34 protein-coding genes are annotated in these 26,205 nt (G+C 62.4%); 23 read left to right on the top strand and 11 right to left on the bottom strand.

Annotation, left to right across the window (positions count from 1 at the left end; translation table 11 throughout):
* The first annotated feature begins 1 nt into the window (after position 1).
* The 4 genes from mnhG (at position 2) to ACO06R_RS16630 (ending at position 2,774) form a co-directional block, all read left to right on the top strand.
* Complete coding sequence (mnhG, locus tag ACO06R_RS16645; protein WP_421852547.1) at positions 2–349, top strand: monovalent cation/H(+) antiporter subunit G; 348 nt, start codon at positions 2–4, stop codon at positions 347–349.
* A 191-nt stretch (positions 350–540) separates the two neighbouring features.
* Positions 541–960, top strand: a complete 420-nt coding sequence (locus ACO06R_RS16640) for a MucR family transcriptional regulator (protein ID WP_421852544.1) — start codon at positions 541–543, stop codon at positions 958–960.
* A 562-nt stretch (positions 961–1,522) separates the two neighbouring features.
* Complete coding sequence (locus tag ACO06R_RS16635; RefSeq protein ID WP_421852541.1) at positions 1,523–1,978, top strand: helix-turn-helix domain-containing protein; 456 nt, start codon at positions 1,523–1,525, stop codon at positions 1,976–1,978.
* Positions 1,971–2,774, top strand: coding sequence for a DUF6456 domain-containing protein (locus ACO06R_RS16630; RefSeq protein ID WP_421852538.1), 804 nt, complete (start codon positions 1,971–1,973; stop codon positions 2,772–2,774). Before ACO06R_RS16635 ends, ACO06R_RS16630 begins: the two co-directional genes overlap by 8 nt.
* Positions 2,775–2,776: 2 nt before the next feature.
* Here the strand turns inward: ACO06R_RS16630 and ACO06R_RS16625 are convergent, their stop codons facing one another.
* The 3 genes from ACO06R_RS16625 to ACO06R_RS16615 all read right to left on the bottom strand — a co-directional run bounded on the left by ACO06R_RS16625 (position 2,777) and on the right by ACO06R_RS16615 (position 5,175).
* Positions 2,777–3,202: a SufE family protein gene (locus ACO06R_RS16625; protein WP_421852535.1), complete on the bottom strand. Its 426-nt coding sequence runs from the start codon at positions 3,200–3,202 to the stop codon at positions 2,777–2,779.
* 112 nt (positions 3,203–3,314) lie between these two features.
* Positions 3,315–4,508, bottom strand: coding sequence for a YbfB/YjiJ family MFS transporter (locus ACO06R_RS16620; protein ID WP_421852532.1), 1,194 nt, complete (start codon positions 4,506–4,508; stop codon positions 3,315–3,317).
* A gap of 118 nt (positions 4,509–4,626) precedes the next feature.
* Positions 4,627–5,175: a DUF5330 domain-containing protein gene (locus ACO06R_RS16615; RefSeq protein ID WP_421852529.1), complete on the bottom strand. Its 549-nt coding sequence runs from the start codon at positions 5,173–5,175 to the stop codon at positions 4,627–4,629.
* Between the two features lie 84 nt (positions 5,176–5,259).
* On the opposite strand from ACO06R_RS16615, the gene ACO06R_RS16610 reads away from it, so the two are divergent.
* From ACO06R_RS16610 to ACO06R_RS16600, 3 genes are read left to right on the top strand one after another with little or no spacing between them, the layout of a single operon-like run.
* Positions 5,260–6,858 (top strand): sensor histidine kinase, encoded by a 1,599-nt coding sequence (locus ACO06R_RS16610; RefSeq protein ID WP_421852526.1) that lies wholly within the window; start codon positions 5,260–5,262, stop codon positions 6,856–6,858.
* Positions 6,859–6,862: 4 nt separating this feature from the next.
* Entirely contained in the window at positions 6,863–7,744 is an 882-nt protein-coding gene (locus tag ACO06R_RS16605; RefSeq protein WP_421852523.1) for a peptidoglycan-binding domain-containing protein, read from the top strand.
* A gap of 11 nt (positions 7,745–7,755) precedes the next feature.
* Positions 7,756–8,115: a DUF1491 family protein gene (locus ACO06R_RS16600; protein WP_421852520.1), complete on the top strand. Its 360-nt coding sequence runs from the start codon at positions 7,756–7,758 to the stop codon at positions 8,113–8,115.
* Between the two features lie 9 nt (positions 8,116–8,124).
* Here ACO06R_RS16600 and ACO06R_RS16595 read toward each other — a convergent pair whose 3' ends face one another.
* The 8 genes from ACO06R_RS16595 to ACO06R_RS16560 form a co-directional block, all read right to left on the bottom strand.
* Positions 8,125–9,105 carry a hypothetical protein gene (locus ACO06R_RS16595; RefSeq protein WP_421852517.1) on the bottom strand — a complete coding sequence of 327 codons (981 nt, stop codon included), beginning with the start codon at positions 9,103–9,105 and terminating at the stop codon, positions 8,125–8,127.
* A 305-nt stretch (positions 9,106–9,410) separates the two neighbouring features.
* Positions 9,411–9,959: a DUF1254 domain-containing protein gene (locus ACO06R_RS16590; protein WP_421852514.1), complete on the bottom strand. Its 549-nt coding sequence runs from the start codon at positions 9,957–9,959 to the stop codon at positions 9,411–9,413.
* A complete protein-coding gene (locus ACO06R_RS16585) occupies positions 9,952–10,539 on the bottom strand; it encodes a DUF1214 domain-containing protein (protein WP_421852511.1) in 588 nt (195 codons plus the stop codon). Before ACO06R_RS16585 ends, ACO06R_RS16590 begins: the two co-directional genes overlap by 8 nt.
* A 7-nt stretch (positions 10,540–10,546) precedes the next feature.
* Complete coding sequence (locus ACO06R_RS16580; RefSeq protein ID WP_421852508.1) at positions 10,547–12,712, bottom strand: transglycosylase domain-containing protein; 2,166 nt, start codon at positions 12,710–12,712, stop codon at positions 10,547–10,549.
* Between the two features lie 88 nt (positions 12,713–12,800).
* On the bottom strand, positions 12,801–13,196 hold the full coding sequence (locus ACO06R_RS16575) for a DUF983 domain-containing protein (protein WP_421852505.1): 396 nt from the start codon (positions 13,194–13,196) through the stop codon (positions 12,801–12,803).
* A 72-nt stretch (positions 13,197–13,268) separates the two neighbouring features.
* Positions 13,269–13,847, bottom strand: coding sequence for a peroxidase-related enzyme (locus ACO06R_RS16570; RefSeq protein ID WP_421852502.1), 579 nt, complete (start codon positions 13,845–13,847; stop codon positions 13,269–13,271).
* A 17-nt stretch (positions 13,848–13,864) separates the two neighbouring features.
* The gene (locus ACO06R_RS16565; RefSeq protein WP_421852499.1) at positions 13,865–14,995 is read right to left on the bottom strand and encodes a TauD/TfdA family dioxygenase; all 1,131 of its coding nucleotides are present in this window, start codon (positions 14,993–14,995) and stop codon (positions 13,865–13,867) included.
* 266 nt (positions 14,996–15,261) lie between these two features.
* Positions 15,262–15,669, bottom strand: coding sequence for an antitoxin Xre-like helix-turn-helix domain-containing protein (locus ACO06R_RS16560; protein WP_421852496.1), 408 nt, complete (start codon positions 15,667–15,669; stop codon positions 15,262–15,264).
* A gap of 248 nt (positions 15,670–15,917) precedes the next feature.
* Between ACO06R_RS16560 and ACO06R_RS16555 the strand changes: the two genes are divergently transcribed.
* From ACO06R_RS16555 to ACO06R_RS16480, 16 genes are all read left to right on the top strand, one after another.
* Positions 15,918–17,006, top strand: a complete 1,089-nt coding sequence (locus ACO06R_RS16555; protein WP_421852493.1) for an alkene reductase — start codon at positions 15,918–15,920, stop codon at positions 17,004–17,006.
* Between the two features lie 22 nt (positions 17,007–17,028).
* Entirely contained in the window at positions 17,029–17,613 is a 585-nt protein-coding gene (locus ACO06R_RS16550; RefSeq protein ID WP_421852490.1) for a TetR/AcrR family transcriptional regulator, read from the top strand.
* Positions 17,614–17,811: 198 nt separating this feature from the next.
* Positions 17,812–18,252, top strand: a complete 441-nt coding sequence (locus tag ACO06R_RS16545; RefSeq protein WP_421852487.1) for a hypothetical protein — start codon at positions 17,812–17,814, stop codon at positions 18,250–18,252.
* Positions 18,191–19,507, top strand: coding sequence for a DNA-packaging protein (locus ACO06R_RS16540; protein ID WP_421852484.1), 1,317 nt, complete (start codon positions 18,191–18,193; stop codon positions 19,505–19,507). Before ACO06R_RS16545 ends, ACO06R_RS16540 begins: the two co-directional genes overlap by 62 nt.
* 91 nt (positions 19,508–19,598) lie before the next feature.
* A complete protein-coding gene (locus ACO06R_RS16535; RefSeq protein ID WP_421859469.1) occupies positions 19,599–20,786 on the top strand; it encodes a phage portal protein in 1,188 nt (395 codons plus the stop codon).
* Positions 20,787–20,788: 2 nt separating this feature from the next.
* A complete protein-coding gene (locus ACO06R_RS16530; protein WP_421859466.1) occupies positions 20,789–21,130 on the top strand; it encodes a DUF6107 family protein in 342 nt (113 codons plus the stop codon).
* Complete coding sequence (locus ACO06R_RS16525) at positions 21,120–21,800, top strand: HK97 family phage prohead protease (RefSeq protein WP_421852481.1); 681 nt, start codon at positions 21,120–21,122, stop codon at positions 21,798–21,800. The genes ACO06R_RS16530 and ACO06R_RS16525 overlap by 11 nt, the downstream gene beginning before the upstream one ends.
* Positions 21,797–23,041, top strand: a complete 1,245-nt coding sequence (locus tag ACO06R_RS16520) for a phage major capsid protein (RefSeq protein WP_421852478.1) — start codon at positions 21,797–21,799, stop codon at positions 23,039–23,041. Before ACO06R_RS16525 ends, ACO06R_RS16520 begins: the two co-directional genes overlap by 4 nt.
* A 139-nt stretch (positions 23,042–23,180) precedes the next feature.
* Complete coding sequence (locus tag ACO06R_RS16515) at positions 23,181–23,750, top strand: head-tail connector protein (protein WP_421852475.1); 570 nt, start codon at positions 23,181–23,183, stop codon at positions 23,748–23,750.
* A 2-nt stretch (positions 23,751–23,752) separates the two neighbouring features.
* Positions 23,753–24,088 carry a phage head closure protein gene (locus ACO06R_RS16510; RefSeq protein WP_421852472.1) on the top strand — a complete coding sequence of 112 codons (336 nt, stop codon included), beginning with the start codon at positions 23,753–23,755 and terminating at the stop codon, positions 24,086–24,088.
* Positions 24,089–24,090: 2 nt separating this feature from the next.
* Entirely contained in the window at positions 24,091–24,246 is a 156-nt protein-coding gene (locus ACO06R_RS16505) for a hypothetical protein (protein WP_421852469.1), read from the top strand.
* The gene (locus ACO06R_RS16500; RefSeq protein WP_421852467.1) at positions 24,227–24,640 is read left to right on the top strand and encodes a DUF3168 domain-containing protein; all 414 of its coding nucleotides are present in this window, start codon (positions 24,227–24,229) and stop codon (positions 24,638–24,640) included. The genes ACO06R_RS16505 and ACO06R_RS16500 overlap by 20 nt, the downstream gene beginning before the upstream one ends.
* A gap of 36 nt (positions 24,641–24,676) precedes the next feature.
* Positions 24,677–25,090, top strand: coding sequence for a phage major tail protein, TP901-1 family (locus ACO06R_RS16495; protein WP_421852464.1), 414 nt, complete (start codon positions 24,677–24,679; stop codon positions 25,088–25,090).
* Entirely contained in the window at positions 25,087–25,413 is a 327-nt protein-coding gene (locus tag ACO06R_RS16490) for a gene transfer agent family protein (RefSeq protein WP_421852461.1), read from the top strand. The genes ACO06R_RS16495 and ACO06R_RS16490 overlap by 4 nt, the downstream gene beginning before the upstream one ends.
* Entirely contained in the window at positions 25,394–25,651 is a 258-nt protein-coding gene (locus tag ACO06R_RS16485; RefSeq protein WP_421852458.1) for a rcc01693 family protein, read from the top strand. The genes ACO06R_RS16490 and ACO06R_RS16485 overlap by 20 nt, the downstream gene beginning before the upstream one ends.
* The gene (locus tag ACO06R_RS16480; protein WP_421859464.1) at positions 25,620–26,201 is read left to right on the top strand and encodes a phage tail tape measure protein; all 582 of its coding nucleotides are present in this window, start codon (positions 25,620–25,622) and stop codon (positions 26,199–26,201) included. The genes ACO06R_RS16485 and ACO06R_RS16480 overlap by 32 nt, the downstream gene beginning before the upstream one ends.
* Positions 26,202–26,205: the final 4 nt, after the last annotated feature.

Here is a 26,205-nt window from a genome sequence, read left to right as displayed (position 1 = left end):
TATGAGTTTTCTTGTGGATATCTTTGCGGGAATACTGGTCTTGGGCGGTGCGTTTTTCGCTCTAGTTGCGGCGGCGGGATTGTGGCGTTTCCCCGATATATACTCCAGGATGCATGCAGCATCGAAAGCCGGGACATTGGGCTCCGGTCTAGTGTTGCTTGCACTTGCAGTTGATGCTGGCGATACTGCAACAGTAACGCGTGCACTTGCCGGCATAGTATTTTTCCTCCTTACCGCCCCGATTTCGGCGCATTTGTTGGCAAAAGCTGCCTATGTCGCCGGTTATCCGATCTCAAATTCTTCTGTTTTGGATGAAATGAGCGAATCAAATCCTACTCGTAGAGCTTGATATTTGCCCTTTATACGCTAGATATCTGACACAAGATGGATATTTCAATCTTGAGTTGCAGGAAAACCGGCGAATTGTACTGTCGTATTCCAACTTGTTGTGGTAGACGTCACATGTGGCACGCAACTTGAGGGGGTGCCATCTTTAGTTGGATGGGAAGTAACATCAATAAAAACGCAGGAATAAGCGAAATGATGGAAAATATCGGACAAAACGACCTGCTGGCCGAGCTGACGGCCGATGTGGTGTCCGCCTATGTTAGCAACAATCCGGTTCCGGCCGGTGAACTGCCTGGACTAATCTCTGAAATTCACCTGGCATTGGGGAAGACGCTCGGTGGGCAGGCTGAAGAAGTCCAGGAAAAGCCGAAGCCGGCGGTGAACCCGAAGCGTTCGGTCACCGAAGACTACATCATCTGCCTGGAGGACGGGCAGAAGTTCAAATCGCTCAAACGGCACCTGATGAGCCATTACGGTCTCACGCCGGAAGAGTACCGCGAGAAGTGGGGGCTTCCCGCAGACTATCCGATGGTGGCGCCGTCTTACGCTGCCCAGCGTTCCAAACTTGCTCGCGAGATGGGTTTGGGTCGCAAGCGCGGACCCAAGCGCTAGAACTGCTTTGGAGCAGTTTTCAAAAGCCGCGATCGCATTCGCGGCTTTTGATTTTATTTCATTCCCTCGAAATCCGGTCTCGTGCGTTGCGGTCTGCAAGATGATCCAAGAGGATGTTGAGCGCTGATATCAGCCCGACATGCCGGTTGTGATCATACGACCAGTGTCGTGCATTCCCCTTGGCATGCTCCCGTTGCAATGCGAGCCGTATGATTTCGATCCACTCCTGAAGAGTGTCAGATGACATAGTGCGCAGTCGGTCTGGTCGGTACTGTATGGTTGCGATGATCGGGTAGGGCCGCCGCGCGGCAGCACGAAAATCGCATCGAGGGTCGTTGTTCGACATCGCGGTATCGCACTTCCATCTACGCAGTAAAAAGCTCTGCTGTTCGGCCGCACAGTAGTATTGCGTTGCAAGCGGTGGATAGATCGCTGCAGGCGCGCGCCGCGAATCGCAAAGCCTATCAAACGCTTATTGGAATTCGGTGTTTGGATTGGCGGTCAGGCTACCAAACGTCATTGATCCTGTAGTAGGAATAATATCCTATCTTCGGGAGTGACTATGACACAACTGACCACAGAACTGTGTGATCCGCTCGGCATCGGGTTTCGGTCTCTTGTCGATGGTGTTGGTGACGCAGATACCGATCCATGCCGACAGCCCAATGCAGCGGCCATGGCGTGCAGGGATCCGATTGCTGCCTGCGACGCAGTCGTGGACCTCTTGTCCGTGTTCTTCAACGTCAGCGGAAGGCAAATCCGGTCACCGGGGCGGGCTTCGCAAAGCATTGCACGAGTCCGACAGATCGGCATGTATATCGCGCATGTGACGCTCGGCCTGAGGATGTCGGCCATCGGAGACGGCTTCAACCGCGACAAGAGCACAGTCGTTCATGCCTGTCACACAATCGAGGATTTGCGCGATGACCCTGACTTCGACCTTATCGTCGCACGCGCAGAACGCCTGATCTTGATCGCATTCTCACTTGAGGCCGATCGGGGTCCCTACGATGTATGAGGACACGCGGACACTTTATTTCCTTCGGCTGGTGGCCCAATATCGTCCAACCATGCTTGCAACCGCCGATCCTCAAACATTGCTGCTGCGCCTTGTGGACGACCGCTCAGTCAGGCTACCGCGCAAGCATTTCGACCGGTTGAGAAAGCGGGGCCTGGTCGAGGCACTCGGCGACGGTCCCGCGCAGAGCCTGCTGCTGACGGAAGCCGGCCAGGCGTTGGAAAAGCGGTCGGCAGGGGCGGGATTTGCCGCGCAGCATCAAGAACGCGTGCCTGTGCGAAACACGGGTGAGAGGTCTGAACCGGTCCTCGAGAATCTCGATGAGTCCCCGATCGGCGCCATCGCGCGCATGCGTCGCCCGGACGGTACGCCTTGGTTCATGGAGTGCGAGATTGATGCGGCGGAGCGTCTGCGATCCGACTTCGAGAAAGCGATGCTTGGACCGCGGATGACTGCTTCATGGGAGCCGAAACGCGGTGGCGACCGCCACACAGCGAAACACGCTGTTGTCGATCTTTCCGACCGGGCACTGCATGCTCGCCGTAAGGTCAACGCGGCTATCGCAGCGCTTGGGCCCGAATTGGCAGGTGCCACGCTCGATATTTGCTGTTTTCTAAAAGGGTTGGAACAGGTCGAACGGGAGCGCGGCTGGCCGCGTCGGTCCGCAAAGCTGATGCTTAAAACCGCCTTGAGCATGCTCGTCCGGCACTACCGGCCTGATCGACAAAGCGACACACGCCAAGCGCCGATTCGCCAATGGGGAGCCGATGGCTTCCGTCCGCCGATCGCAGACTGAAATCAGGCGGCGTGGCTTGCCGAGCGGGCCTCGTCCTGCATTCGCGCGACCATGGCGCGGAGCCCGTTCGAACGCTGTGGGGTGAGATTCTCCTCCAGTCCCAAAGACGCCAGCAAACCGCTCGCATCGAACCCTTCGATTTCCGAAGCGCGTTTTCCGGAAAGGGCGGCGATCATGATCGCAACCAGCCCACGAACTATGTGCGCGTCAGAATCGCCCCTGAAAAGGATAACCGGGTCTGCGCCATCCTCGATCGAATGCACAAGCCAGACCTGACTCACACAGCCATTCACCTTGTTTTCCGGTGTCCGGTCTTCGTCCGCCATTTCAGGGAGTGTGTGGCCGAGTTCAATGACATATCGGTACTTGTCCTCCCAGTCTTCCAGGAAAGAGAAATCTTCAACGATCGAATTGATGTCGGGAAGCAATAAGGGAACTCCATGTTGAGCCCGCTCCGGAGTTCAAGGCCGGGGAGAGCTTTGCACCGTAACTAGTGGCAATTGCCGTCCACGCCAAGGTTTGAACGCATCTACGCGGTCGTCAGGGGGCCTGTTTGGTGGCGAGCATGGGCAGCAGCGAAACCAGCAGAAGCCCGCTTGCCAGCAACATCGTGTAGTCGAAGTCCCCCGTTACATCGAAGATAGTGCTCGCCATTGCAGGACCGACGATCTGGCCGGTCGCAAATGCGAGCGTCATAATGGCGACGTGGCGCCCTGCGTCGTTCACGCCGCCAATCCGCCGGGCTTCGCTCAGGCCGATCATGGTGATGATCATGAAAGTCCCGCCGACGCACAATGCGGACACCACGATGCCCGCCATCGATTGCCATAGCGCGGGTATGGCGACCCCAATTGCCATGACGACTTGGCTGACCAGCCAGATCTGGCGGCTGGGCGTCCGAACATACCGTGAAGATATCGCGATCGTGGAGAATGCCGCTGCGGCGCCGAACAGCGGCCAACCCCAGCCATAGACCAGGGGAGACGGCAACAAGGCTTGAGCCATCGCCGGGAGGTAGGTCGCCGGAATGACATATCCGAGGCCTGCAGCGAAGTACGGGATAACAAGCGACCATGCGATCGCAACGCGCTCCGGCGCATCGTGTCGTGCTGAGTTGGCTTCTCGGGGCTGCGAGGTGCGGGCCTGCAGGGAAACAACGGTGACAGCGCCGATGAGCGCCACGACGCCGAGAACGGTCCAGACCATTCGGCTTCCCGCGCCGGTGCTTTCCAGAAAGAGCACCGACAGTCCGGTCAGGAAGACGCCAATCCCGACGCCGGCGAAGACCCAGCCGCTCAGGTCGAGACGTCCCGACTGATCGAGCGATCGGATCGTCATGGTGCTGATGGCGACGAGCGAGAAAGCGCTACAGACACCGGCTGCGCCGCGGGCGGCAAACCAGGCAACCAGGTTGACTGTCAGGCCCATGGCCAGCGTCGAAACGGCGATTGCCACCAGCGAGACAGGCAGGAGCCACGCTCGCTGCAGGCTCCGGAAACCCGAGAGATAGGCGCCCGCCGCGTACCCTGCGAAGTGCACGGACGCCAGCACGCCGCTGGTCCCGATGTCGAGCAGACCATCATTGCGCATCAACGGAAGGAGAGGCGTGTAGGCGAAACGCCCGACACCCATGGCGAGCGCAAAGCCCAGCAGGCCTTGCAAAGCGATGCGGTGCGATGGATTTTGTATGGCCATCGATGCGGGAACCAAGGAGGACGCGCCAAGCCGGCGCATTCACTGGTGTTATCTGGAAACGATGGCAGATGCCAGAGTTGTGCTGGGCGCCAAAAGCAACGATGTTCGGTGCGGTTCGTTGAGGCCCGGTCGACTTTTCGCCGTGCCGATCTGACCGTCAGTCCTCTTTCATCGACGGATGTCCGTGACGAAACATAGCGTAGGCGATAACGAGACCGTCGCGTGCCTTTCCGCCCGTATAGGCCAGCACCTCCCGTCCGGTTTCGCACATCTCCGGTTGCCGCGAGCAAATCGCTTTCAGGTCGCCGGCTGCCTGGACAAGCACCGAAGCCACGGCGACGACGCTCGGATTGTCCTCGGATGGATTGTGGTCACTTGATAGCGGACGGAATTCCGCCGGCGCGAAAGCCGGCAGGATGGCGAGCGCCACAAAGCCGAACACAAGCAATTTGATAACAAAACGCATTTCGTTTGCAGGTCCCAACAATCCCGGTCGGGCCTCGCATGCCACATCGACAGTTTGTGCATTCAGCTCGGAGTGCCGCAGAATTGATGGAAGTTTGTCTCGATTTTTATCGATTGCGACAAACGCGATGCATTTCAACACTTTGGTGCGAGAACCGCCTGTTAACCATGTTTCCAAAACCGGCCGCAGACAAGCGCTCCAAGGGGCGAATTGTCGCCTTTTGCAGTCATCGCGGCCCACCGTTTATCCATTCCTTAAATGCTGGGTGCGATTCTGGATCCGCGGTGATTATTGCCGCAATTGCATGTGTTGTGAGTTGCAGTCTTGGCTCTTGTCTACTCCCAGTTTAGTGCTTTTCGGCGCGTTCTTGGCGATCTTGCCGGGCGGTGGGCGCGTACCGGCACTGATCAGGACGCCGGGGATCACGCGATCCGTTCGCTTGTTGCTGAGCGATTGATTTTCCTGGCAGGCGGAGCGACCTTCATCGTAGCGCCGGCCTGCCTGTTGTTCAGCGGCAATATCCTGCCGGGCACATACGGTGCTGCCGCTGCCATCGCACTGGTTTTCGTCACTGTGCCGTTCCTGGCCCTCGGCATGTTGGCGATCACCGCCTCGCCATGGCGGGTCGTCGCGTTTGTGCTCACTGTCTGGGCAGCTCTCTCCGGCGCAGTTGTCGGCGTTTCGCCGCTGCTGGCTTTTACTTGCGCCGCGGTCTTGTTTTTCTGCGCGGCCGGCGGCCGCCTGTCCCATCCGGGAGGTTCGGTTGACAGTACGACGGACAAAATGACCGGGCCCCAGGACAGTCGCGACGAGGCATTGAGCCTCGAGGTGACCCGCGACGGAACGATACGAGGCGTATCGCACTCCGCCTCCAAACTCCTTCCGGCTGGCCGCTCGTTCATCGACCATGTTCACGTTCTCGATCGCGTCGCCGTGATGACTGCGATGAGTGACGCGCTCAACGACCGGGTGGCGTGCGCGCGCTTGTCGGCAAGGCTCGACTTCAGCGGACAAGGACAGGTCCAGTCTTACGAACCGCGCTCCTTGACGATTGTCCGGTCCAGCGACAGGTTGCGGCTTTCCATCGACCGGTGCGGAGAACCGGGCATCGCCGGCGGTGGGGAAGAAGACGCCATCGCTCAGGCGCGCCAGCGTTTCCTCGCCACGGTCAGCCATGAGTTGCGAACGCCGCTAAACTCGATCATCGGTTTCTCCGACATCCTGCGAAGCGATATCACAGGTGCGTTGGCCAACGATCAGCAGCGCGAATATGTCGATCTGATTCACAGTTCCGGCAATCATTTGCTGTCGATCGTCAACACGATTCTCGATGTCTCCAAGATCGATGCCGGGACCTACAAGATCTTTCGCGACAGTTTCGACTTGAACGGGACTGTCGGCGAATGCGTTGCGATGCTCGAACCGCAGGCACGCCAGAAGTCGGTAACGGTTCGCACGGATCTCGACGTTGAACTCACGGAAGCCGATGGCGACCGGCGGGCTATTCGCCAGGTAGTGATCAACGTCCTGTCGAATGCGATCAAGTTCACGCCTGAAGGTGGAGAGGTTCGTGTTTCCACGGTCCGACAGGATGATGGTTTCGCAATCAGCGTCAGCGACAACGGTATCGGCATGACACCTGAGGAACTGCGGCGTGTCGGTAAGCCGTTCATTCAGGCCGACAACGATTTTACCCGCACATGCGAAGGTACCGGGCTTGGATTGACTGTGGTGAATGGGCTTGTCGCGCTGCACGGCGGGTCTGTCGATATTCAAAGCCGGGAAGGCAACGGTACGCGCATTTCGCTGACGATACCGGATGCCGCGACCATTGATTTGCCGGTCGCCGGCAATCGGAATGTGAAAGATCACGGCGCAGGATTGCGGAAGGAGGATGCGGATGCGGTCTCAGTCGCAATTTGACGATATGGGAGAAAGATCGGCCATCGGTCGGCTTTCGGAGGCGGTCGGCGACGTGATCGCCGCAAATCCGGCTGCTGTCGGCGGTTTTACCGCGTTTGCGGTTGCAATGACGTTCTTTACGGCCAATGCCCTGTATTTTCAGGATCAACCGCATCCGTCGGCCCTGTTTGCAACCCGCCCGGATGTCCGGCCGCTGGATGTAACCCCGGGAAACGGAGCGCCTGTTCGCGACAGGAACGTGACCCGGCTGGTCTTCCAACCGACCGAAATCGAAAGGCTGGATGATAGCCAGATACCGGTGCCGTCGCTTCGCAAGCCGGCAATCGCGAAGGCTGCAGAGGAACGCCCGCAGGTTGCATCCGCACCGTCGAATGACAGAGAGAGCCCGATCGCGACAATTCAGGAACTCCTTGAAAAGCTCGGCTACTACGACGGAGAACTCGATGGGCTCCAGGGGCCGGTTACGACCGCAGCCATCGACGCTTACAAGAAGAGTTCGGGGCTTCGCGGCATCGTGCTCTCGAACGAGCAGCTGATTCAATCGCTCCGTAACAACCTCGACATTACAGCCGCGGTTCCGGCTGACCGCCCGCAGACACCGCGCAGGAACCTCGAGGATGCAGCTGCGACGGTTGCCGAAATTCTGGCCGCGACCCGCTCGCCCGAGAAACCCGGCTTGCCGCCGAAGATCCCCTCGGCCGAGGTCGTCAAGGTACAGGCCGCGCTGAAGGCGTTTGGCAACACGGATATGGTCGTCGACGGCATTCGTGGTGAGCAGACGGTGGCCGCTATCCGCGAGTTCCAGACCTTGTTCCGAATCCCGGTCACCGGTGAAATCGACGGCCCGTTGCTCGACAAGATGCGCGACGTCGGACTGATCCAGTAGAGACCTGATCCTTGGCCGCGCGGCTGACATCCTCGCTTTTCATCTCAGCGATCATTCGCCAGGTAAACGTTGACGGTGGATTTGCCGCCGTGATCAGGCGCGGCGCCGACGAAGCTGGCGCGATCTTCATTTGTGTTCCGGGCGGGGCAGGCGCCGGCACAGCACTATACGCTCAGGTGCCTCAGGTGGTCATCGCCGATCGCGAGGATGTGCCGGCAGGCGGCCGCCTGTTCGAACTGGTCGCCGATCGATTGAGCGACGTTGAACTGGCGCAACGCTTCGAAAAGGAAACCCGGCTTGATCCCGATTTCTGGGTCCTGGAACTCGAAGTCAGGGATAGCGATATCAGCGCCTATGTCGGCTTGACCTGAACAATCGGTTCAGGCGACCCGCGCATCCTCGCGTAGCTCGTGGCCAACCGTGGCACCTGGGGTTCTGCCGTTGGCGGCAAAGGCCTCGCGAGCAAGCGCCATCAGGTCGTCGCTGCGCCAACCGGAGACCTTGCGAACCGCGTCATCTGCCGTGACCGACATGTATGCGCTCAGGAATCTCTCGCGAACCCCGGCCCGCATCGCCAGGCGAGGGGCAAGCGCCGCAATCACGCCATATGCCTTTTCCGGTGGCGCTTCGATGAAGCGCAATGCGTAGACGAAGTTCTTTGATGTCGGGTCGGCGCAAAGCGCCGCTGCGCTCGCAAGGGTCAGTCCGACGGCATCTGCGATCGCGGTCTGCAGCAGGACGGGATTGGGATCGGCGGCCAGGTTTGCAAGTTCGTCGAAGTCCGTCTGGACAAGCGAACGGGTGTTCACGTCGAGATCGAGATGCATCGTCTCGCGGTAGGCTTCGAATGCGTCAGGCTCGGCCGATTGCGGCAGCGTTTCTGTCGACGCCTTTCTGGATGGCTCCGCTGCAACCTGCTGTCGCAGGTCGAGCGCGCGGTCAACGCCGGGTGAGTTCATTCCGCGCAGCGCCGAGACAACCGGCGCTTCCAACTTGCGGCGCCGCGCGATCGCCCGGGCGTGATCGTTTCCGTGCTGGGATATGATCGCCAGCAGTTCGGGAGACGAGAGGCAGGCGCTGCGGGTCAATATCGGCGAGCAAACGGCTATCGGACAATCGCAAAGCGCGAGCAGCATCATCTTCGGGACGTGATGGGCGGTCGCCAGCTTTGCCGACAGTTTTCTGAGGCTGTCTTGGCGCAGTCGCGGGATAAGCGGCATGACGAGGTCGCTGAGGCGCGATGCGTCGTCGCGTGAAGGTCGCGCGCGGGCACAAAAGTCAGTGACGGCTGCTACCGCGATTTCGTCGATCTCGGCCGGCTTGGCCATGATCGGCTTGGTTGTGGATGACGAATTCGGCATTGACGATCACCTTCAGGCCATTCTCGCCGAGAAGGTTAGTCGCCAATCATTAGCAAGTTGTTAACCATGTTGCTGCCAGAGGTATGCAAACATACCTGCGAGCGGAGAACGAAAGCATGGCCAAGGTCGTGGCATTTCCGTCTATCGCTCCGCGTACTGCCCCCGACGAAAAGACAGTGTTACGGGCAGATGGAGAAACCACCGGCGACATACTTGTGTTCACGGGCGTGTGGCACGAGAGGGTGAACAATCCAAAGCCGGTTTCCAACCCACCAGCGCCGGCGGAGTCGAAGAGCCGGTAGGAGTCATACCGGCAGGCTGGTGCATCGCATCTGCGACGCAAAGCGTTCGACCACCGGCTCCCAGCTGGGATCCGGGCGAAATATCCGCACGACCGCGAAGCCCTCGCGCCGAGCCGCGCCGGTCATGATCGAGTTTTCCAGCAGCGCTTTCGGGTTTTGCCGAAGAAAACGGATCTGGGGCTGAAGGGCCACACTGAGGTCGATGGCCTTGGTGGCTGCAATCCGGTCGTTCGCAGAAAACAGTATCGCGCCGCGATCGTCGAAAACCGCAACAGACCAGTAATCGATGTTGCCGGGCGATCTGATCCAGAAAACGCCGTCGGCGAGATTGAAGCGGCATGCGAACACCGCGAAATTCGGATCAAAAACCCGGGCTGCGGCGAACCGGTCGGCGCGCCCGTCAAGACGGACAATCTCGTAGGGTTGGCTTTGCGCCTCGATCTGCTGCCAAACATCGTTGCTGGAAAACAGCGGAAGCAACAGGATGACGGCAAGGTGGATCAGGCCTGCGCCAACCACGCCGATCACAGTCGCGTACAGGAATCTAAACATTGCCGCAGCCTTCGAATTTTACTTCAGGCATGGTCAGCTCAGTCAGGCCAATGTCGCTCGCAATCGTCGTGTCATACAGCGTCAAGACCAGCTTGAAGGGGCCATTCGGGCCCGTGTAAAGCCAGTTTCCCGGTTCCGGTATCGGCGAGACGCGAATTGCCAGACTCCCGTCAACCTGATGAAGCAGGCCGCGCGAATGCAGCGAGACGGGTAGGGCGGGTTTGCTGGCGTCGTATGCTGGACCGGTGCGCTCGACCCGGATCGTCCACCGGCGCGTTGTCGGTGTTTTCCCGACGATCAGATAATGACAGGCGGCATTCAGCGGCCGGCCTTCCGAATCGGCGTGCATCTCGAATGCAATGCCCTCGGCGATCGCCAGAGGCAGCGCTCCCGTGCGTGCCAGATAGGCCCGTGTATAGGGATCGGGATCGGCGCGGCCGACCGACGGAAACGCGGTCCAGTCCCCAATCTGCAGCTCGCCAAAGAACGGCAAGCGTTCGGTTGCCCAGACAGCGGTGGCGATTCCGAGGATGAGCGCGACCGCCGATCCGTAGACGTAGGAAAGCAGTTCCCTGACCATGGCTGGATCAGCGTTTTCCCGTGCTCGCGACAGTCAGACTGTCGGTGCCGACCTGCGGTGCCCGTTCGAAATCGTCCGCCAGCTTTTGGATGAAGTCCGTCATGGCGCTGGATAGCGTCCGCGGGCGCTCGCGGCGTGCCGGTCCGTCGCCATTCTCGGCGACGGCGTCCGCGGCACCTTCCGGAATGTCGGGCTGTGGTACGCCCGGAATAGGCCTCAGTTCGATGCCGTTGTGGGCATATTCCATGATCCTCTGCCAGGTCATGGCCGGAAGCCGGCCGCCCGTCAGGCGGTTGGTCGGCTGGTAGTTGTCGTTTCCGTACCATACGGCGGCGGTGTAGTTGCCCGTGTATCCGACAAACCACGCATCGCGATAGGACTGTGTGGTTCCGGTCTTGCCGGCGGCGGTCGTCATTTTCAGCGCGGCGCGTCGCCCTGTTCCCCATGCGGGAACGTTGGCCAGCATCTGGTTCATGGAAATGGCGGTTTCCTCGCTGAGCACTCGGGTACCCTTGAAGTCCGTGTCGCGTTGCTCGAACAGCACTTCCCCGCGTCCGTTGACGATCCGGGTAAACGCATGGCGTTGATCGGCAAACCCGCCGGAGGCGAAGGTGAGATAGCCGGTTGCCTGGTCGAGCACTGTCATGCCGGACGTGCCGAGCACCATCGTGTGGTGGCGAACGATCGGCGACGTAATCCCCATGGCCTGCGTGAGTTCAACGATCGGTTCCGTTCCCTCGAGGTGATCCTTGGCGAGGCGGACCGGTACGGTATTGATCGAGCGGGCGAGGGCGGTGGCAAGATTGATCCGTCCGGCGAACCGGCGATTGTAGTTTTGCGGCGACCATCCACGCCACGTTACAGGCGTGTCGGAAATGACATCTTCCGGCGTCAGGCCGGTCTCCAGCGCCGCCGCATAGACATAGGGCTTGAAGGAAGATCCGGCTTGCCGCTCCGCGTGGGTGGCGCGGTTAAACTGGCTGAGGCCATAGTCACGCCCGCCGACAATCGCGCGTACCGCGCCGCCGGTCTCGATCAGGACCACGGCCGACTCGGAGACATTATACTCTTCGCCATTCTGGCGCAGGAAGAATTGCACCGCTTCTTCCGATGCGCGCTGCAAATCCTGGTCAAGCGTGGTGCGGACGACAAGCGAGCGGTAGGGCAGGCGGTTGTCGAGGATGTAGTTCTTGACCTCGTCAAACGCCCAGTCGAGGAAATAGTCGGGGCTTTCCACCGTATCGCGCAGCACCACATCGGCGGGATGCATCCGGGCGCCGGCCACTTGCCCTTCGGTCATGAAGTCGCCCTGGACGAGGTTGGTCAAAACCTCGTTGGCGCGCGCGCGCGCGGCAGGCAGGTTGATATGCGGGGCGTATTTTGCCGGTGCCTTGAACAGACCGGCGAGCATGGCGCTCTCGGCTAGAGTGACATCGCGGATGCTGCGACCGAAATAGAACTCTGCCGCCGCCGCCGCACCAAAGGTGCCGCCGCCCATATAGGCGCGGTCGAGGTAGAGCTTGAGGATTTCTTCCTTTGTCAGATTGACCTCGAGCCACAGCGACAGGAACGCTTCCTTGATCTTGCGTTCAAGCGTTCGTTCGTTGGACAGGAACAGGTTCTTGGCGAGCTGTTGGGAGATTGTCGAGCCACCCTGGACAACTGAGTTCGCCCGGACGTTTTCCGTCATGGCCCGGGCCAGGCCGAAGAAATCCAGTCCGTAGTGCTCGAAAAAGCGCCGGTCCTCCGTCGCCAAGACCGCCTTTACGAAATGGTCGGGCAATTCTGTGACCGGAACCGCGTCACTGTGGAGAATGCCTCGCTTGCCGATTTCGTTGCCGTAGCGATCCAGGAAGGTTACCGCGAAATCGCCCTGGCTGCGCCAGTTCCCGGCGATCTCGTCGGCCGCCGGCAGCGCGAGCGCCAGCATAACGACAAGGCCGCCCGCGCCAAGCGTCAGCCCCTCGCTAAAAAACTCGGCGAATGCGCGGGGGAGGCCGCGCGCGCGGAACCTGCGGAAGAAGATAACCACTTCCTCCCAGAACTCGCCATAGGCAAAGCGGGACTCGTAAAGGGTGGAGTCGATCCAGGCGTCGATCTCCAGCAGTACAGACGGTTTTTTAACCGGCTGCTTCTTGCTTTCGGAGGCGCCGGTGCGAAACGGATTTTCCATATGGCCAGTACCGGGTGCCCTGCAGACTACATTCTGCCCCTTCGGGCACTGTCATGCCCCATCCGCGCCGGCGAAACAAGGTTTTCCTTTACGGACGATGGTCGATCGAACCTTCCCTGGCGCGGTAGTAATACTGGCTGGCGACCAGCCAACCCTTCACCGCACGCAGCGGCAACACGCAAAACAAGACCAGCAACGGCAGCGTCAGAAGCGCGGTGAGCCAGTAGGACGCCTCCACCGAAAGCACCATCCACAACGCGAAACCGAGCACTGGTACCGAAGCCGCAAGCATGACGAAAAAGGCCGGCCCGTCGGCGGTGTCGGCAAAGGTCAGGTCGAGCCCGCAGACCTCGCATTCGTCGCGCAGTGTGAGAAACCCGTTGAAGATCGTGCCCTGGCCGCAGCGCGGGCACTTGCCAGCCGGCCCCGTGACGGTCGGCGGGATCGGCGGGTAGTCGGAATCCTGAAAGGGACGCTCGGTCATCTCGGTGCATTAACGCAATCGCGCCGGCAGCGCGAGCGGCGGATCGTCGCGCCGCGCCGGCCGCGCAGCCGTTCAGCCGCGTCCCATCATGTAGAACTCGTCATTCGGCCGCATCTCGCTGACATTGGCAAGCCGGTTGGACATGCCGAAGAAGGCGGCGATCGCCGCGATGTCCCAGACATCGCCAGTGTCGAAACCATGCTCGGCGAGCATCGCGAAATCCGCGTCGCCGACGGTATGGGCGGCAAGTGCGACCTGCATCGCGAAATCCAGCATGGCCCTCTGGCGTGCCGTGATGTCGGCCTTGCGGTAGTTGACGGCGACCTGATCGGCGATCAGCGGGTTCTTGGCGCGAATACGCAGGATCGCGCCATGCGCGACTACGCAATACTGGCACTGGTTGGCGCCCGACGTGGCGACAACGATCATCTCGCGCTCCGCCTTGGTCAGCCCGCCATCCTTTTCCATCAGCGCGTCATGATAGGCAAAGAAGGCGCGGAACTCGTCCGGCCGGTGCGCCAGCGCCAGAAACACGTTGGGCACGAAGCCCGCCTTTTCCTGTACCACCTCGATCCGGGCGCGGATATCGTCTGGCATGTCGGCCAGATCCGGTATGGCAAAGCGGCTGATCTGTGGTGGTGCGGTATTCAAGGCGGGCTCCTCCCTCTTCAGTGTCCGTTCGTCCTGCGCGCGCGTGCAAGCACGCGCATGCGGCTGTCGAATTCTCCGCGGTCGACATAACAGCCGTGAAGATAGCGGAACCCGGTCGTCGGGTCGAATGCCGCGCGCCCATGCAGAACGCGACGGTTGTCAAAGACGACCATTTCGCCGGCTTTGAGCGTGAATTCGACCGAGTAGGCGGGGTCGCGCGTTGCCGCCATCAGCGCGCGATAGGCGGCATAATAGTCGGCGAGGGTTTCGGCCGGCATGTCGAAAATCCCGGCAAGATGCGCGTTCCAGCAGATTTCGGCCGGATTGCCGTACTCGTCGAGCCTGATCACGGTCTGTCGCTGGCGGATATCGTGATCGACGTCATGGAACCGAAACGGCACCGACCGCCGCGACAGCAGGTCGAAGGCCGCCGGATCGGTGGCGCGCAGATCGGCGGCGATGGCGAAGCCGTCGGCGAACACCGAGCCGCCTCCGACTGCCTCGTTGGCGAGGCAATGAAGGAACTGGAAACCCGGCGGCAGCTCCTGATTGGCGAGATCGGTGTGCAGCGGCAGTGCAACCGCCGTATAGGCGAGGTTGTTCGGATTGGCCTTCGACTTGACTTCGAACGTCTTTCCGAAATTGGTCTCGCGCAAGAAGCCGATGCGCCGGGCCACGGCCATGCCCGATTCCGGATCGCTTGAAAGGCCGTCGACCAGCGCCAGACCCCATGCCTTGGCGGCGGCAAGCCAATCATACAGAGCGCCATCGTCCGAGAGCAGGGCAGAGGCGTCGGCGCGCGGCAAATCCGCCTTGGTCGTGTCGCCGCGCCAAACGGCAGACGTCACGACCGCCGGATCGGCCAGTACACGGCCCGGCCGGTTGTCGGCCAGCCAGTCGAGTGCAAACCGGCTGATATGGTTGTCGCGGTCCCAAGCGATTTCGACCTCGCTTTCGCGAAGCTTAATGTCGCGGGGCGCGATGTCTGCCGGGATGCGCAGAAGGTCCTGCACCTTCTCGTGGGTTTCAGGATGCCAGGCCGTCGGACAGTTGTCGCGAAGCCAGATGAAGGGGTAGTCGCCATGCGTGCCGTCCGCAAACGTCACACGCACGATCCGCTGCTCGGGCAGCTGATCCACTGCGGTCATTGTCATGTCCTTTGTTCGATATCACATGCTGGCTGGGGCCGCCGTCAGCGGGGCGGTGGCCACCATTCTTGTGCCTTGGTATATGGGGCGTTCTGTGTGCGCCCAAGAACAACGGGCATGATCCGTTTCCCTGTTTGAATTCGCCAATTAGAGCGATTCAATCCACCCTGGACAACCTCCCGAAAGCTCACATCTAGCCAGGGAAGCGTGCACAGGCAATCGCAAATCGGGCACCGGTCCGCCGGGTGATGGCAACCGGATCGCGATCAGGCGTCGCCTTGCAGGGCGTCGATATGGTTGCGGATCATCAGCATGGCGGGAATGCCGCCCTCGATCATCATGGCGACGGGCGTATGGTCCTCGAAACCGGCATTTACAGTCTTGGGCCAGTTGTGGGTCAGCGGCCCGTCGATCAAGGCGCGCAGGCCGGTATAAATGCCGATCAGCAGGCTGGCGCGCATCATCTGGTCCTGGCCAAGCGTGCCGCGAAAGGTTCCATCCTTGATGCGCGACCAGGTGCGCGGCGCGACGCCGGCAAGCGCGGCGGCCTCGTCGTTGGTCAGGCCCCAGTCGAGGGCGACGCGTGTCAGCGCTGCCGTCAATCCGTCGCGCTCCTCGGCGTCGTGGGTGGTGTGCAAAGCGATGTCGGCCGCGGCAGTCGGGAGAGTATTCATAATTATTACCCCTAAAATATAGCATGTCTTATAGGTCTTGCCATATGGCGGGTCAAGCGTTGCGCCGTTCCGGCAAATGCTGAGCGAAACGACACTCCGATAAGCGTTCCATTTTCGGTTGACGCAGAATTGCCTTGCGGCGCGATCACCGTTTCGTGATCCGCCATCGCAAGATCCTGCCGTTGCGCTCCTAGGGCAAGCGTCCTAATTTCGCTCTAGGACAACCGACCTAACGATGGAGAAGCCCCGTGTCAGACCTGTTTTCGTCCTATCAACTTGCCGACATCGAACTGAAGAACCGCATGGTGATGGCGCCGATGACGCGCAACCGCGCGACCGAGGACGGCGTGGCGACAGCCATCATGGCCGAGCACTACAGCCAGCGCGCATCGGCCGGCTTGATCATCTCCGAATCGACACCAGTTTCCGTCCAGGGGCTCGGTTATCCGAACACGCCCAACATGTTCACCGCCGAGCAGTCGGCGGGCTGGCTGCGTGTTGTCAATGCCGTGCATTCGAAAGGCGGCCGGATCTTCGCGCAGTTGCAACATTGCGGCCGCGTTTCGCACCCGAGCCACCAGGTGGACGGCGCGCTGCCCGTCGCGCCGTCCGCCATCCGCCCCGCGGGGCAATCCTATACGAAGGTAGGCTTTCAGGATTTCGTAACGCCGCGCGCGCTCGAAACGGACGAGATCGCCGGTGTTGTCAACCAGTTCAAGACCGCGGCGGAATACGCGCTTGCCGCCGGCTTCGACGGGATCGAGGTGCATGGCGCCAATGGCTATCTGATCGACCAGTTTCTGCGCGACGGCAGCAACCAGCGCGACGACGGCTATGGCGGGTCGCTGGAAAACCGCATGCGCTTCCTGCTGGAAGTGCTGGCTGCGGTCGAAGAGGTGTTCCCGGCCGGTCGCGTCGGACTACGACTGACGCCCGAAAACAGTTTCCACGGCATGTCGGACAGTGCACCACAGGCGCATTTCGAGCATGTGGCAGAGACGCTGTCGGGACGCGGGCTGGCCTATCTCCACATTCTGGAGGGCGACATGTTGAGCGATGCGCGCAATATCGACTACCGCAAGATCCGTGACCGTTTCGAAGGTACTTACATCGCCAACAACGGTTATGATCAGGATCGCGCCCAACAGGCGATTGCCGGCGGAGATGCCGATCTGGTGGCCTTTGGCACACCGTTTCTGGCCAATCCGGATCTGGTGCGTCGTTACCGCGAGAACCTGCCGCTCAACAAGATCGATCAGACTACATACTTTGGCGGCGATGGCGTAGGCTATACCGACTACCCGTTCGCCGGCGAAGGTCTCCGGCCGGCGGCCTGACAGATCGACCCGAAGGACTGACATGGCGGCGAGCTCGACACGCGAGAACATCATCACGGCGGCAGACCGGCTCTTCTACGAGCACGGGTATGAATACACGTCGTTTGCCGATGTCTCCGAGCTCGTCGGCATCTCCCGCGGCAATTTCTACTACCACTTCAAGACCAAGGACGAGATCCTGGAGGCGGTGATCGAGCGGCGGATCGCCGAGCGCCGCGAATTGCTGGATGGGTGGGCGGCGCAAAGCGCATCGCCGAAGGAGGGCATCGCGCTCTTCATCCGCAACCTGCAGGCCAACCGGCAGGATATTCTCGACTGCGGCTGTCCGGTCGGCACGCTTTTCTCCGAACTGTCGAAGCTCGGCCATCCGTCGCAGATCGGCGCGCGGCAATTGTTCGATGTGTTCCGCGACTGGCTGCGGGAGCGCTTCGAGGAGATGGGGCGCGGAGCGGACGCCGACGCACTGGCGCTGCATGTTCTGGCGCGCAGCCAGGGCGCTTCGGTGATCGCCAACGCCTATCCCGAAGGCGGCTTTATGGACCGCGAGGTCGACGACATGCTGGCCTGGCTGGACACGGTAGCGGAAGGCGATGAGGTGGCCGGATAAGGCTGTCCGCATTGCTCATCATGCCAGATCAAAAATAGGAAAAAAGTCCTTGACGGCGTGACGGTCCTCATGTAGAGTGTTGGCACAATCGCAGAAATGGGTCGAAACGACCGCCGGGCCGGATGCCGTTCGCATCGCGGCCCTTTTTGTTGGGCGGTACGGACAAGACCCGGTCACCGACAAAGGAAGGCTCGCCACATGGATGACGTTCCACGCAGGCCCGGTCCGCCGCGCCTTCTCAACGACGACGCCAAGACGATCGACCGGTTCCGCCAGCTCGGGCTCAAAGGCGCATCGCATGACGGCTGCGGCCGGGCATTCGGTGTCTGCAAATGCACGGTGCGCAACTTCTTCAACCGCTGCCCGCATGTGAAGGCCGTCTACCTGGCGGCGCTTGGCGAGGGCAGGGCGGCCCGGCTCGCCGCCAAGGCAGAGGCGGCGCAACGCAGCGAGGGCGCGCTCGGTCAATCGCGGACAGGCCCGGTCTGCCCCACCTGTGGCAGGCGCGCCGACGTCGACGACAACAAGCCAGTTCTTCTGACCCCGGCGGCAATCGCCGAAGCGCGAAAGACGCTCGATGACCTCATTGATCAACAGCTTGCCGGCCGAAGCGCTGACGGCGCTGCGGACGGGCGATGACAGCCTTGCCGCGGTGCTGCTTAGCCACGAATGGCGGCTGTTTGCCCGTGCAAGCCAGATGCCGCCGCCGGGAGACTGGCGCATATGGCTGATCCTGGCCGGGCGTGGCTTCGGCAAGACGCGCGCCGGCGCCGAATGGGTGCGCGGCGAAATCATGCGCGGCGCATCGCGGGTCGGACTGATCGCGCCGACGATGGCGGATGCGCGCGATATCATGGTGCGTGGCGAAAGCGGCTTGCTTTCGGTCTGCGCCGAAACCGATACCGACGAGAACGGAGCGCTCATCGGCAGGCCGGTCTTTCAGCCATCCTTGCGGCGTGTCGTCTGGCGCAACGGCGCGGCGGCGATGCTGTTTTCGGCCGAAGAGCCGGAGCGGCTGCGCGGCCCGCAGCACGACCGGATATGGGCCGACGAACTGGCTGCCTGGCGATATCTGAACGCGGCTTGGGACATGGCGATGTTCGGCCTCAGGCTCGGCGACAGGCCGCGCGCCTGCGTGACGACGACGCCGAAGCCGCGCAAGCTGCTCAAGGAGCTGATCGCCGACGCGGGCACCGTAGTAACGCGCGGCGCGACCTTCGACAACGCAGCGAACCTTGCGCCGGCGTTCCTCGATGCGATGCGCGCTCGTTATGGCGATACCGCGCTCGGACGCCAGGAGTTGAATGCCGAGATGCTGGAAGAGGCCGAGGGCGCATTGTGGACACGGGAACAACTCGATGCGCTGCGAAGCGCCACGCCGGGCGACCTGCGCCGCATCGTCGTCGCTGTCGATCCGCCGGCCGGAGCCAAGACGACCTCGGACGCCTGCGGGATCGTTGCCGCCGGGTTGCGCGCCGACGGGACGGCCCATGTGCTGGCCGACGCGAGCCTGCGCTCGGCCAGGCCCGCGGTCTGGGCGCAGCGCGCCGTCGCGCTCTATGACAGTCTGGAGGCGGACCTGATGCTGGCCGAAGTCAACCAGGGCGGCGACATGGTCGAAGCGGTGATCCGTCAGGTCCGGCCCGATGTGGCGCTGAAGAAAGCGCATGCGAGCCGCAGCAAGTGGCTGCGCGCCGAGCCGGTCTCCGCGCTCTACGCGCGAGAACGGGTCACGCATGCGCGCGGTCTCGCCGAACTCGAGGACGAGATGTGCGCATTTACCAACAACGGGCTTGCCTCGGGGAGTTCGCCGGACCGGCTCGACGCGCTGGTCTGGGCGATCAGCGAGTTGATACCGCCAGGGCGCGGCGAGCCGCGCATCACCGGATTGTAGCGTCCGGTCGTCGTTTCGAGAAACAATAAACACAGAAAAAACAACAGACTGGAGCAGCTTCATGATGCGACAGAAAAACTTGCTCGCCCGCATGTTCGGGCGCAGCCGGACGATGCCGGCGCATGCCCGGCCCGGCGAGGCCAAGACGGCGTCCGCCGGCTATCTCGCCATGCATGGTATCGGTGCAGCCGCCTGGACCTCGGCCTCCTATGGCGCGCTTGCGCGCGAGGGCTTCATGCGCAATCCGGTGGTGCATCGCTGTGTGCGGATGATCGCGGAAGCCGCGGCGGCCGTGCCATGGGTTGCCGCCGACGGAGCCGACGCAGCGGACGAGGGCGCCGCGATGCGGCTGCTCGCCAACCCGAACGGGCGTGACACCACGGCGGCCTTTCTGGAGTCGTTTTACGGGCACCTGCTTTTGTCCGGCAACGCCTTTGTCGAACGGACCGGCGGTGGCGGCGGCGAGGGGGCCGGCGAGGCCCTCTACATTTTGCGGCCCGACCGGGTTTCGGTCATCGCCGGCGCCGATGGCTGGCCGGTCGGCGTCGACTACCGGGCGGCGGGCACGCCCCGCCGCATCGCCTTCGAGGAGCCGGACGGCACATCGCGGCTGATGCAGATGGCGCTGTTTCATCCGCTCGACGATCTGCGCGGCCTCGCGCCGTTGCATACCGCCGCAATGGCGCTGGACATCCACAATGCCGCAGCCGCCTGGAACAAGGCGCTGCTCGACAATGCGGCGCGGCCATCCGGCGCGCTGGTCTATGCGCCGCAGGAGGGCGGTACACTGGCCCCAGAGCAACGGGAACGGCTGAAGCGCGAATTCCAGGACAACTATGCCGGTGCGGCCAATGCCGGCCGGCCGATGCTGCTTGAGGGCGGGCTCGACTGGAAGGCCATGGGGCTGAGTCCCAAGGACATGGATTTTATCGCCGCCAAGCATGCCGCCGGTCGCGATATCGCGCTCGCCTTCGGGGTGCCGCCGATGCTGCTCGGCATCCCCGGCGACAACACCTACGCCAATTACCAGGAAGCCAATCGCGCCTTCTATCGCCTGACGGTGCTGCCGCTGGCGACCCGTACCGCCGACGCCTTTGCCCGCTGGCTCGATGCCGGTGTGCGCCTGGTGCCCGATCTCGATGCCGTTCAGGGCCTGTCCGGCGAGCGCGATGCGCTGTGGGCAAGGCTCGAACGGGCGACATTCCTGACCGACGACGAGAAGCGCGAAGCCGTCGGCTACCCGCCGCGCGGCAGAAGACCACGACAGGAGACATCATGACCATGACCGAACTGCCGCCAGCCGCAGGCTTGTGGCTGGCCAAGGGGCTGGGTGCGCTCGCTGGATCGGCGATCTCGCTGGCCTATCTGCTGCCCGCCGGAAGGCGTGAGGCAGCACTCCGGTTCCTCGTTTCGATGACCGGCGGGTTGGTCTTCGGCGGCACAGCCGGCGTCGCCGTCGCCGCCAGGCTCGATATCGAGGATGCGCTGTCGGCCGCCGAACTGGCGCTGATGGGCTCGGCGCTCGCCAGCCTGTCGGTCTGGTGGGCGATCGGCTTTGCGTTGCGGCTCGGCGACCGGCTGGTCGCCGGACGCAAACGGCGGGAGGGCGGCAATGACGGCTGACTTCAGCGCGCGCGAGCGCAAGTTCAACCGCGTCGAACTTGCCGATGAAGCCGGCACCGGGGCGATCTCCGGCTACGCCAGCGTGTTCGGCACGGTCGATCTCGGCCGCGATGCGGTGATGCGCGGCGCTTTCGCCCGCTCGCTGGAACGACGCGGGGCAGGCGGCATTCGCATGCTGTTCCAGCACGATCCGGCGCAGCCGATCGGCCGCTGGACGGCGATCCGCGAGGACGCGCGCGGGCTTTATGTGGAGGGCCGGATATCGACCGAGGTGGCCAAGGGCCGCGAGGTGCTGGCGCTGTTGAAGAATGGCGGCCTCGACGGATTGTCGATCGGCTTCAAGACGGTGCGGGCGAAGAAGGACGCAGGCACTGGCGTCCGCCGCATCCTGGAGGCCGATCTGTGGGAGGTCTCCGTCGTCACGTTCCCGATGCTGCCAGAGGCGCGCGTCACCGCCGTCAAGGCGGCGCGCCTGCCCACCGAACGCGAATTCGAACGCTGGCTCGTGCGGGACGCCGGGCTGACCAGAAGCGAAGCCAAGGCGGTGATTGCCGGCGGCTTCGCGTCGCTCAGGCGCCGCCGGGATGGCGCGCCGACAGGGGAGGCTGACCTTGCGCAATCCATCCGCGCCGCCGCCCGCAATCTGCAACAGACACGGAGAAACCGATGAAACAGGACATCTCAATCGCGCCGGAGGCTAAATCGGCGACCGGCGACGTCGCCGAGGCCTTCGACGACTTCATGCATGCCTTCGACGAGTTCAAGCAGGCCAATGACGAGCGGCTCGCGCAGATCGAGGGCCGCGTTGGCGAGGACGCTGTGACCGTCGACAAGGTCGAGCGCATCGACCGGGCGCTGACCGAGCAGAAACGCGTGCTCGACAATCTGGCGCGCAAGCAGACACGGCCGGCGCTGGGCGGCGGCAACGGGCCGGAACCGAGCGAGCACAAGCGCGCCTTCGAGGGCTATGTGCGGCGTGGCGACGAACGCGCCATCCAGGCGCTGGAAGGCAAGGCGATGAGCGTCGGCTCCGGCCCGGATGGCGGCTATCTGGTGCCGCCGGAGACCGAAGCCGCGATCGGCGCACGGCTGCGTGACATCTCGCCGATCCGCGCCATCGCCTCGGTGCGGCAGGTGTCGGGTTCTGTTCTGAAGAAGCCGTACTCGATCGCCGGTCCCGCAGTCGGGTGGGTCGGCGAGACGGCTGCCAGGCCGGAGACGGCGGCGTCGACACTGGCCGAGCTGCAATTTCCGACCATGGAACTCTACGCCATGCCGGCGGCGACGCCCGCGCTTCTGGAAGACAGTGTCGTCGATATCGATCAGTGGATTGCGTCCGAGGTCGATGCCGCCTTTGCCGAGCAGGAGGGCACGGCCTTCGTCGCCGGCGACGGCGTCAACAAGCCGACGGGTTTCCTGAATTACTCCGCGGTCGCAGAGGCGAGCTGGAGCTGGGGCAATATCGGCTACGTGGCCACCGGTGTCGCCGGCGCGCTGCCGGCCAGCGACCCGTCCGACGTGCTTATCGACACGGTTTATGCGGCCAAGGCCGGTTACCGGCAGAATGCGTCGTGGGTCATGAACCGCAAGACCCAGTCGACGATCCGCAAGCTGAAGGATGCCGACGGAAACTATATCTGGCAACCGCCTGCCACCGCGGGACAGCGGGCGTCGCTGATGGGTTTCCCGCTGGTCGAGGCCGAGGACATGCCGGATATCGGCACCGATGCGTTGGCGGTCGCCTTCGGCGACTTCCGGCGTGGCTATCTGGTGGTCGACCGGACCGGTGTCTCGGTGTTGCGCGATCCCTATTCAGCCAAACCCTACGTGCTGTTCTACACGACCAAGCGCGTCGGCGGCGGCATGCAGGATTTCGACGCCATCAAGTTCCTGAAATTCGGCGTTTCCTGATCCGTTCGATAATCGCCGGATCCGGCCGCAGATTCAGTTGAGCGGAATGCCGGCGGATATCGGTTTCGAGCGCCCAAATGCGGCCCCGGTTTCTCAGAGGCCGGGGCCGTCACGCCCCCACATCTGGAAGCAACTCACTATGACCTATTCACTTGTCACGGCGCCGGCCGCGCCGCCGCTGTCGCTCGCCGATGCCAAGGGGCACCTGCGCGTCACACACAATGACGAGGACGCGGCGATCACTGCTTTGATCGACACTGCGACCGCCTATCTGGAGCGCGACACGGGCCAGGCGCTGATCGATCAGCGCTGGCGCGCGCATTTCGATTGCGTGCCGTGCGACAGGGTTTTGCAATTCCTGAAAACGCCGGTGCGCGGCATCGTCGCTGTGACCGTCTACGATCGGGATGGAAACCCCGGCATTCTCGACGGATCCGACTACTTCGTCAATCTGGTCACGCGGCCGGCACGCCTGCGGATCGCCGACACGGTTGCTGCAGCGTCATTCGCCAATGGTGTCGAGGTCGATTTCGACGCCGGTTATGGCACGGCCGGGACAGATGTTCCTGACATGCTGAAGCGCGCGATCTTGGTGCTGGTCGCCCACTGGTACGAGTTTCGCGGTGTCTTCGATGCCGCCGATCAGCCCGTGTCGGTGCCGGCGCTCTATGCCCGGCTGACGCGGCATTTCCGTCAGTTGGCGCTTTGACCATGCGGACGTCGTATTTCGATCCCGGCAGGTTACGGCATCGCATGGTGCTCCAAGAAGCCAATCGCGTCGCCGATGAACTCGGCGGCCAGATCGAAACCTGGACAGAGGTTGCGGCGGTCTGGACCCACATCGAGGCAGCGTCCGCCGTGCCGATCCGCACCGCCGACCGCGAGACGGCGGAGATCACACACCGGATCGTTCTGCGCCGAGACGAGCGAGTGCAAGTCGGCAGGCGGCTTTTGGCCGGCACGCGGCTGTTCGAGATCCGTGCGCTGCGCGATCTCGACGAAACGCGACGGTATTTCTTGTGCCTGACCCGCGAAAAGGAAGCCTGATCATGAAGCTCGCTATGCGTATGACGCTGGATGACCTGATCCGCGCGCTTGGTGCGCGCACAGAAGCACTCGCCGAAGACCGCGTTGAGGAAGCCCGTACGCTTCGCCGGGAAACCAACGCGAGAAAGGAGGAGCGCCATGAGCAAAGCCGCACATGACCTGCAGGCGGCGATCGTCTCAGCGCTCAAGAACGATAGTGCTCTTGTCGCGCTGCTCGGCAGCGATAAGCAGATCGCTGATTTCGTCCCGGCTGATTTCGCGCTACCCATTGTCGTGATCGGTGGTGTTTCGGCTCGCGACTGGAGCACGGATGATGTTCCCGGCTGCGACCATCAGGTGACGATACGCTGCTGGTCCGAGGGTACGAGCCGCGCCAACGTACTGGCGCTGGCCGAACGGGTCGAGACAGCACTTGCCGGGCTTTCCGGCATCCACGGGACGACGCGCCTGGTGCTGCTCCGATCAACCTCGGCCCAGGCCGATTATGTCGCGGCCGAACTAGCCTGGCGGGTGACGTCGCGTTTTCGCGTACTGAGCGAACCGGCCAACTGATCAAAATAAATACGACGAACAAGGAGGAACGCGGCGATGGCATCGCAACGCGGCAAGGACCTGTTGCTGAAATTCTGGGACGCTGGCGGCGCGGCTTTTGCGACCGTCGCCGGCCTGCGCGCCAAGCGCATAAGCTTCAACACGCAATCGGTCGACATAACGGACTCGCAATCCGCAGGACGGTGGCGCGAACTGCTCGCCGGCGCGGGTGTGCAACGCGCCTCGATCTCGGCTTCCGGTATCTTCAAGGACGCAGCGTCCGACGAACTGGTGCGTCAGGCTTTCTTCGACGGTGCGGTGACCAACGCGCAACTGGTAGTTCCAGACTTCGGCACCATCGAAGGCGGCTTCCAGATCACCGCCCTCGATTACGCGGGCAGCCATGACGGTGAGGTGACATTCGACATTGCGCTGGAATCCGGTTCCGCACTGGTATTTACGGTGCTGTGATGCTGATCAATAGGAAACGTGGCGAAATCGCTGCCGACCTCGGCGGCAAGGAACGAGCGCTTTGTCTGACACTGGGTGCGCTGGCCGAGCTTGAGGCCCATTTCGGTGCGGCCGATCTGCTTGCGCTGACGCAGCGCTTTTCGACGGGCCATTTGTCGGCGGACGATCTCCTGACAATCATCCATGCCGGTCTCAAGGGAGCAGGCCACACATTCACCCGCGAAGAAGTCGCCGAGATGCAGGCCGAAGGTGGCGCGGCCGGCTATGCGCGGATCGTCTCGGAACTGCTTCAGGTGACTTTCGGTGCCGACGCGACGGAATGACCAGTTTCCGTGGGATGCGGCGATGGCGTTCGGCCTCGGCGCGATGCGCCTCTCGCCCGCCGAGTTCTGGGCAACGACACCGCGCGAACTGGCCGCCGCCATGCGCGCGCTCGGCTACGGCGCTCACCGGCCGCCGGGCAGGGGAGAACTCGACGAAATGATGCGCCGCCATCCAGATGGCGGCTTGGCAAAGACAGAAGGAGACGATCTTGGACGAGCATCTGACCATCGCGATTGACGCGGACACAAGCGGTTTCGAAACCGCACTCGCATCGCTGGAGCGCCAGGCGTCGTCGTTTGGTTCGACTTTGACGACAGCGCTGAAGGGAGCCGCAGTTTCCGGCCGCTCGCTTGAAGACACGTTACGGTCCATCGGGCGAAGCCTTGCGATCGACGCGCTGAGTTCCGGTCTGGCACCGCTGCAAAATCTGCTGAATGGCTTTTTCGGCAGGGCGATTGGCGGGCTCGGCAGCGTCTTGCCTTTCGCACAAGGCGGAATCGTCGGAACGGGCGCGGCTCTGGCTGGCGGAGGTGTTATCGCAGCACCATCCTATTTCCCGCTGCCCGGTGGCCGTACCGGCCTGATGGGAGAGGCAGGGGCGGAAGCAATCCTGCCCTTGCGGCGCGGACCGGACGGCAATCTCGGCGTCTCGGCCGGCGGCGCAGCCGCACCGGTGACGATCAACGTGTCCATTTCAACGGCGGACGCCGCCTCGTTTCGAAAATCCGAGGCCCAGGTCTCCGCGGCTTTGGTACGCGCCGTGGTACGCGGCCGACGTACGATGTGAGGAC

The sequence above is a fragment of the Oricola sp. genome, from assembly GCF_965230365.1.
Taxonomy (GTDB): domain Bacteria; phylum Pseudomonadota; class Alphaproteobacteria; order Rhizobiales; family Rhizobiaceae; genus Oricola.
Note: the sequence above shows the minus strand (reverse complement) of the source record. Positions and strands in the feature narration are given on the sequence as shown.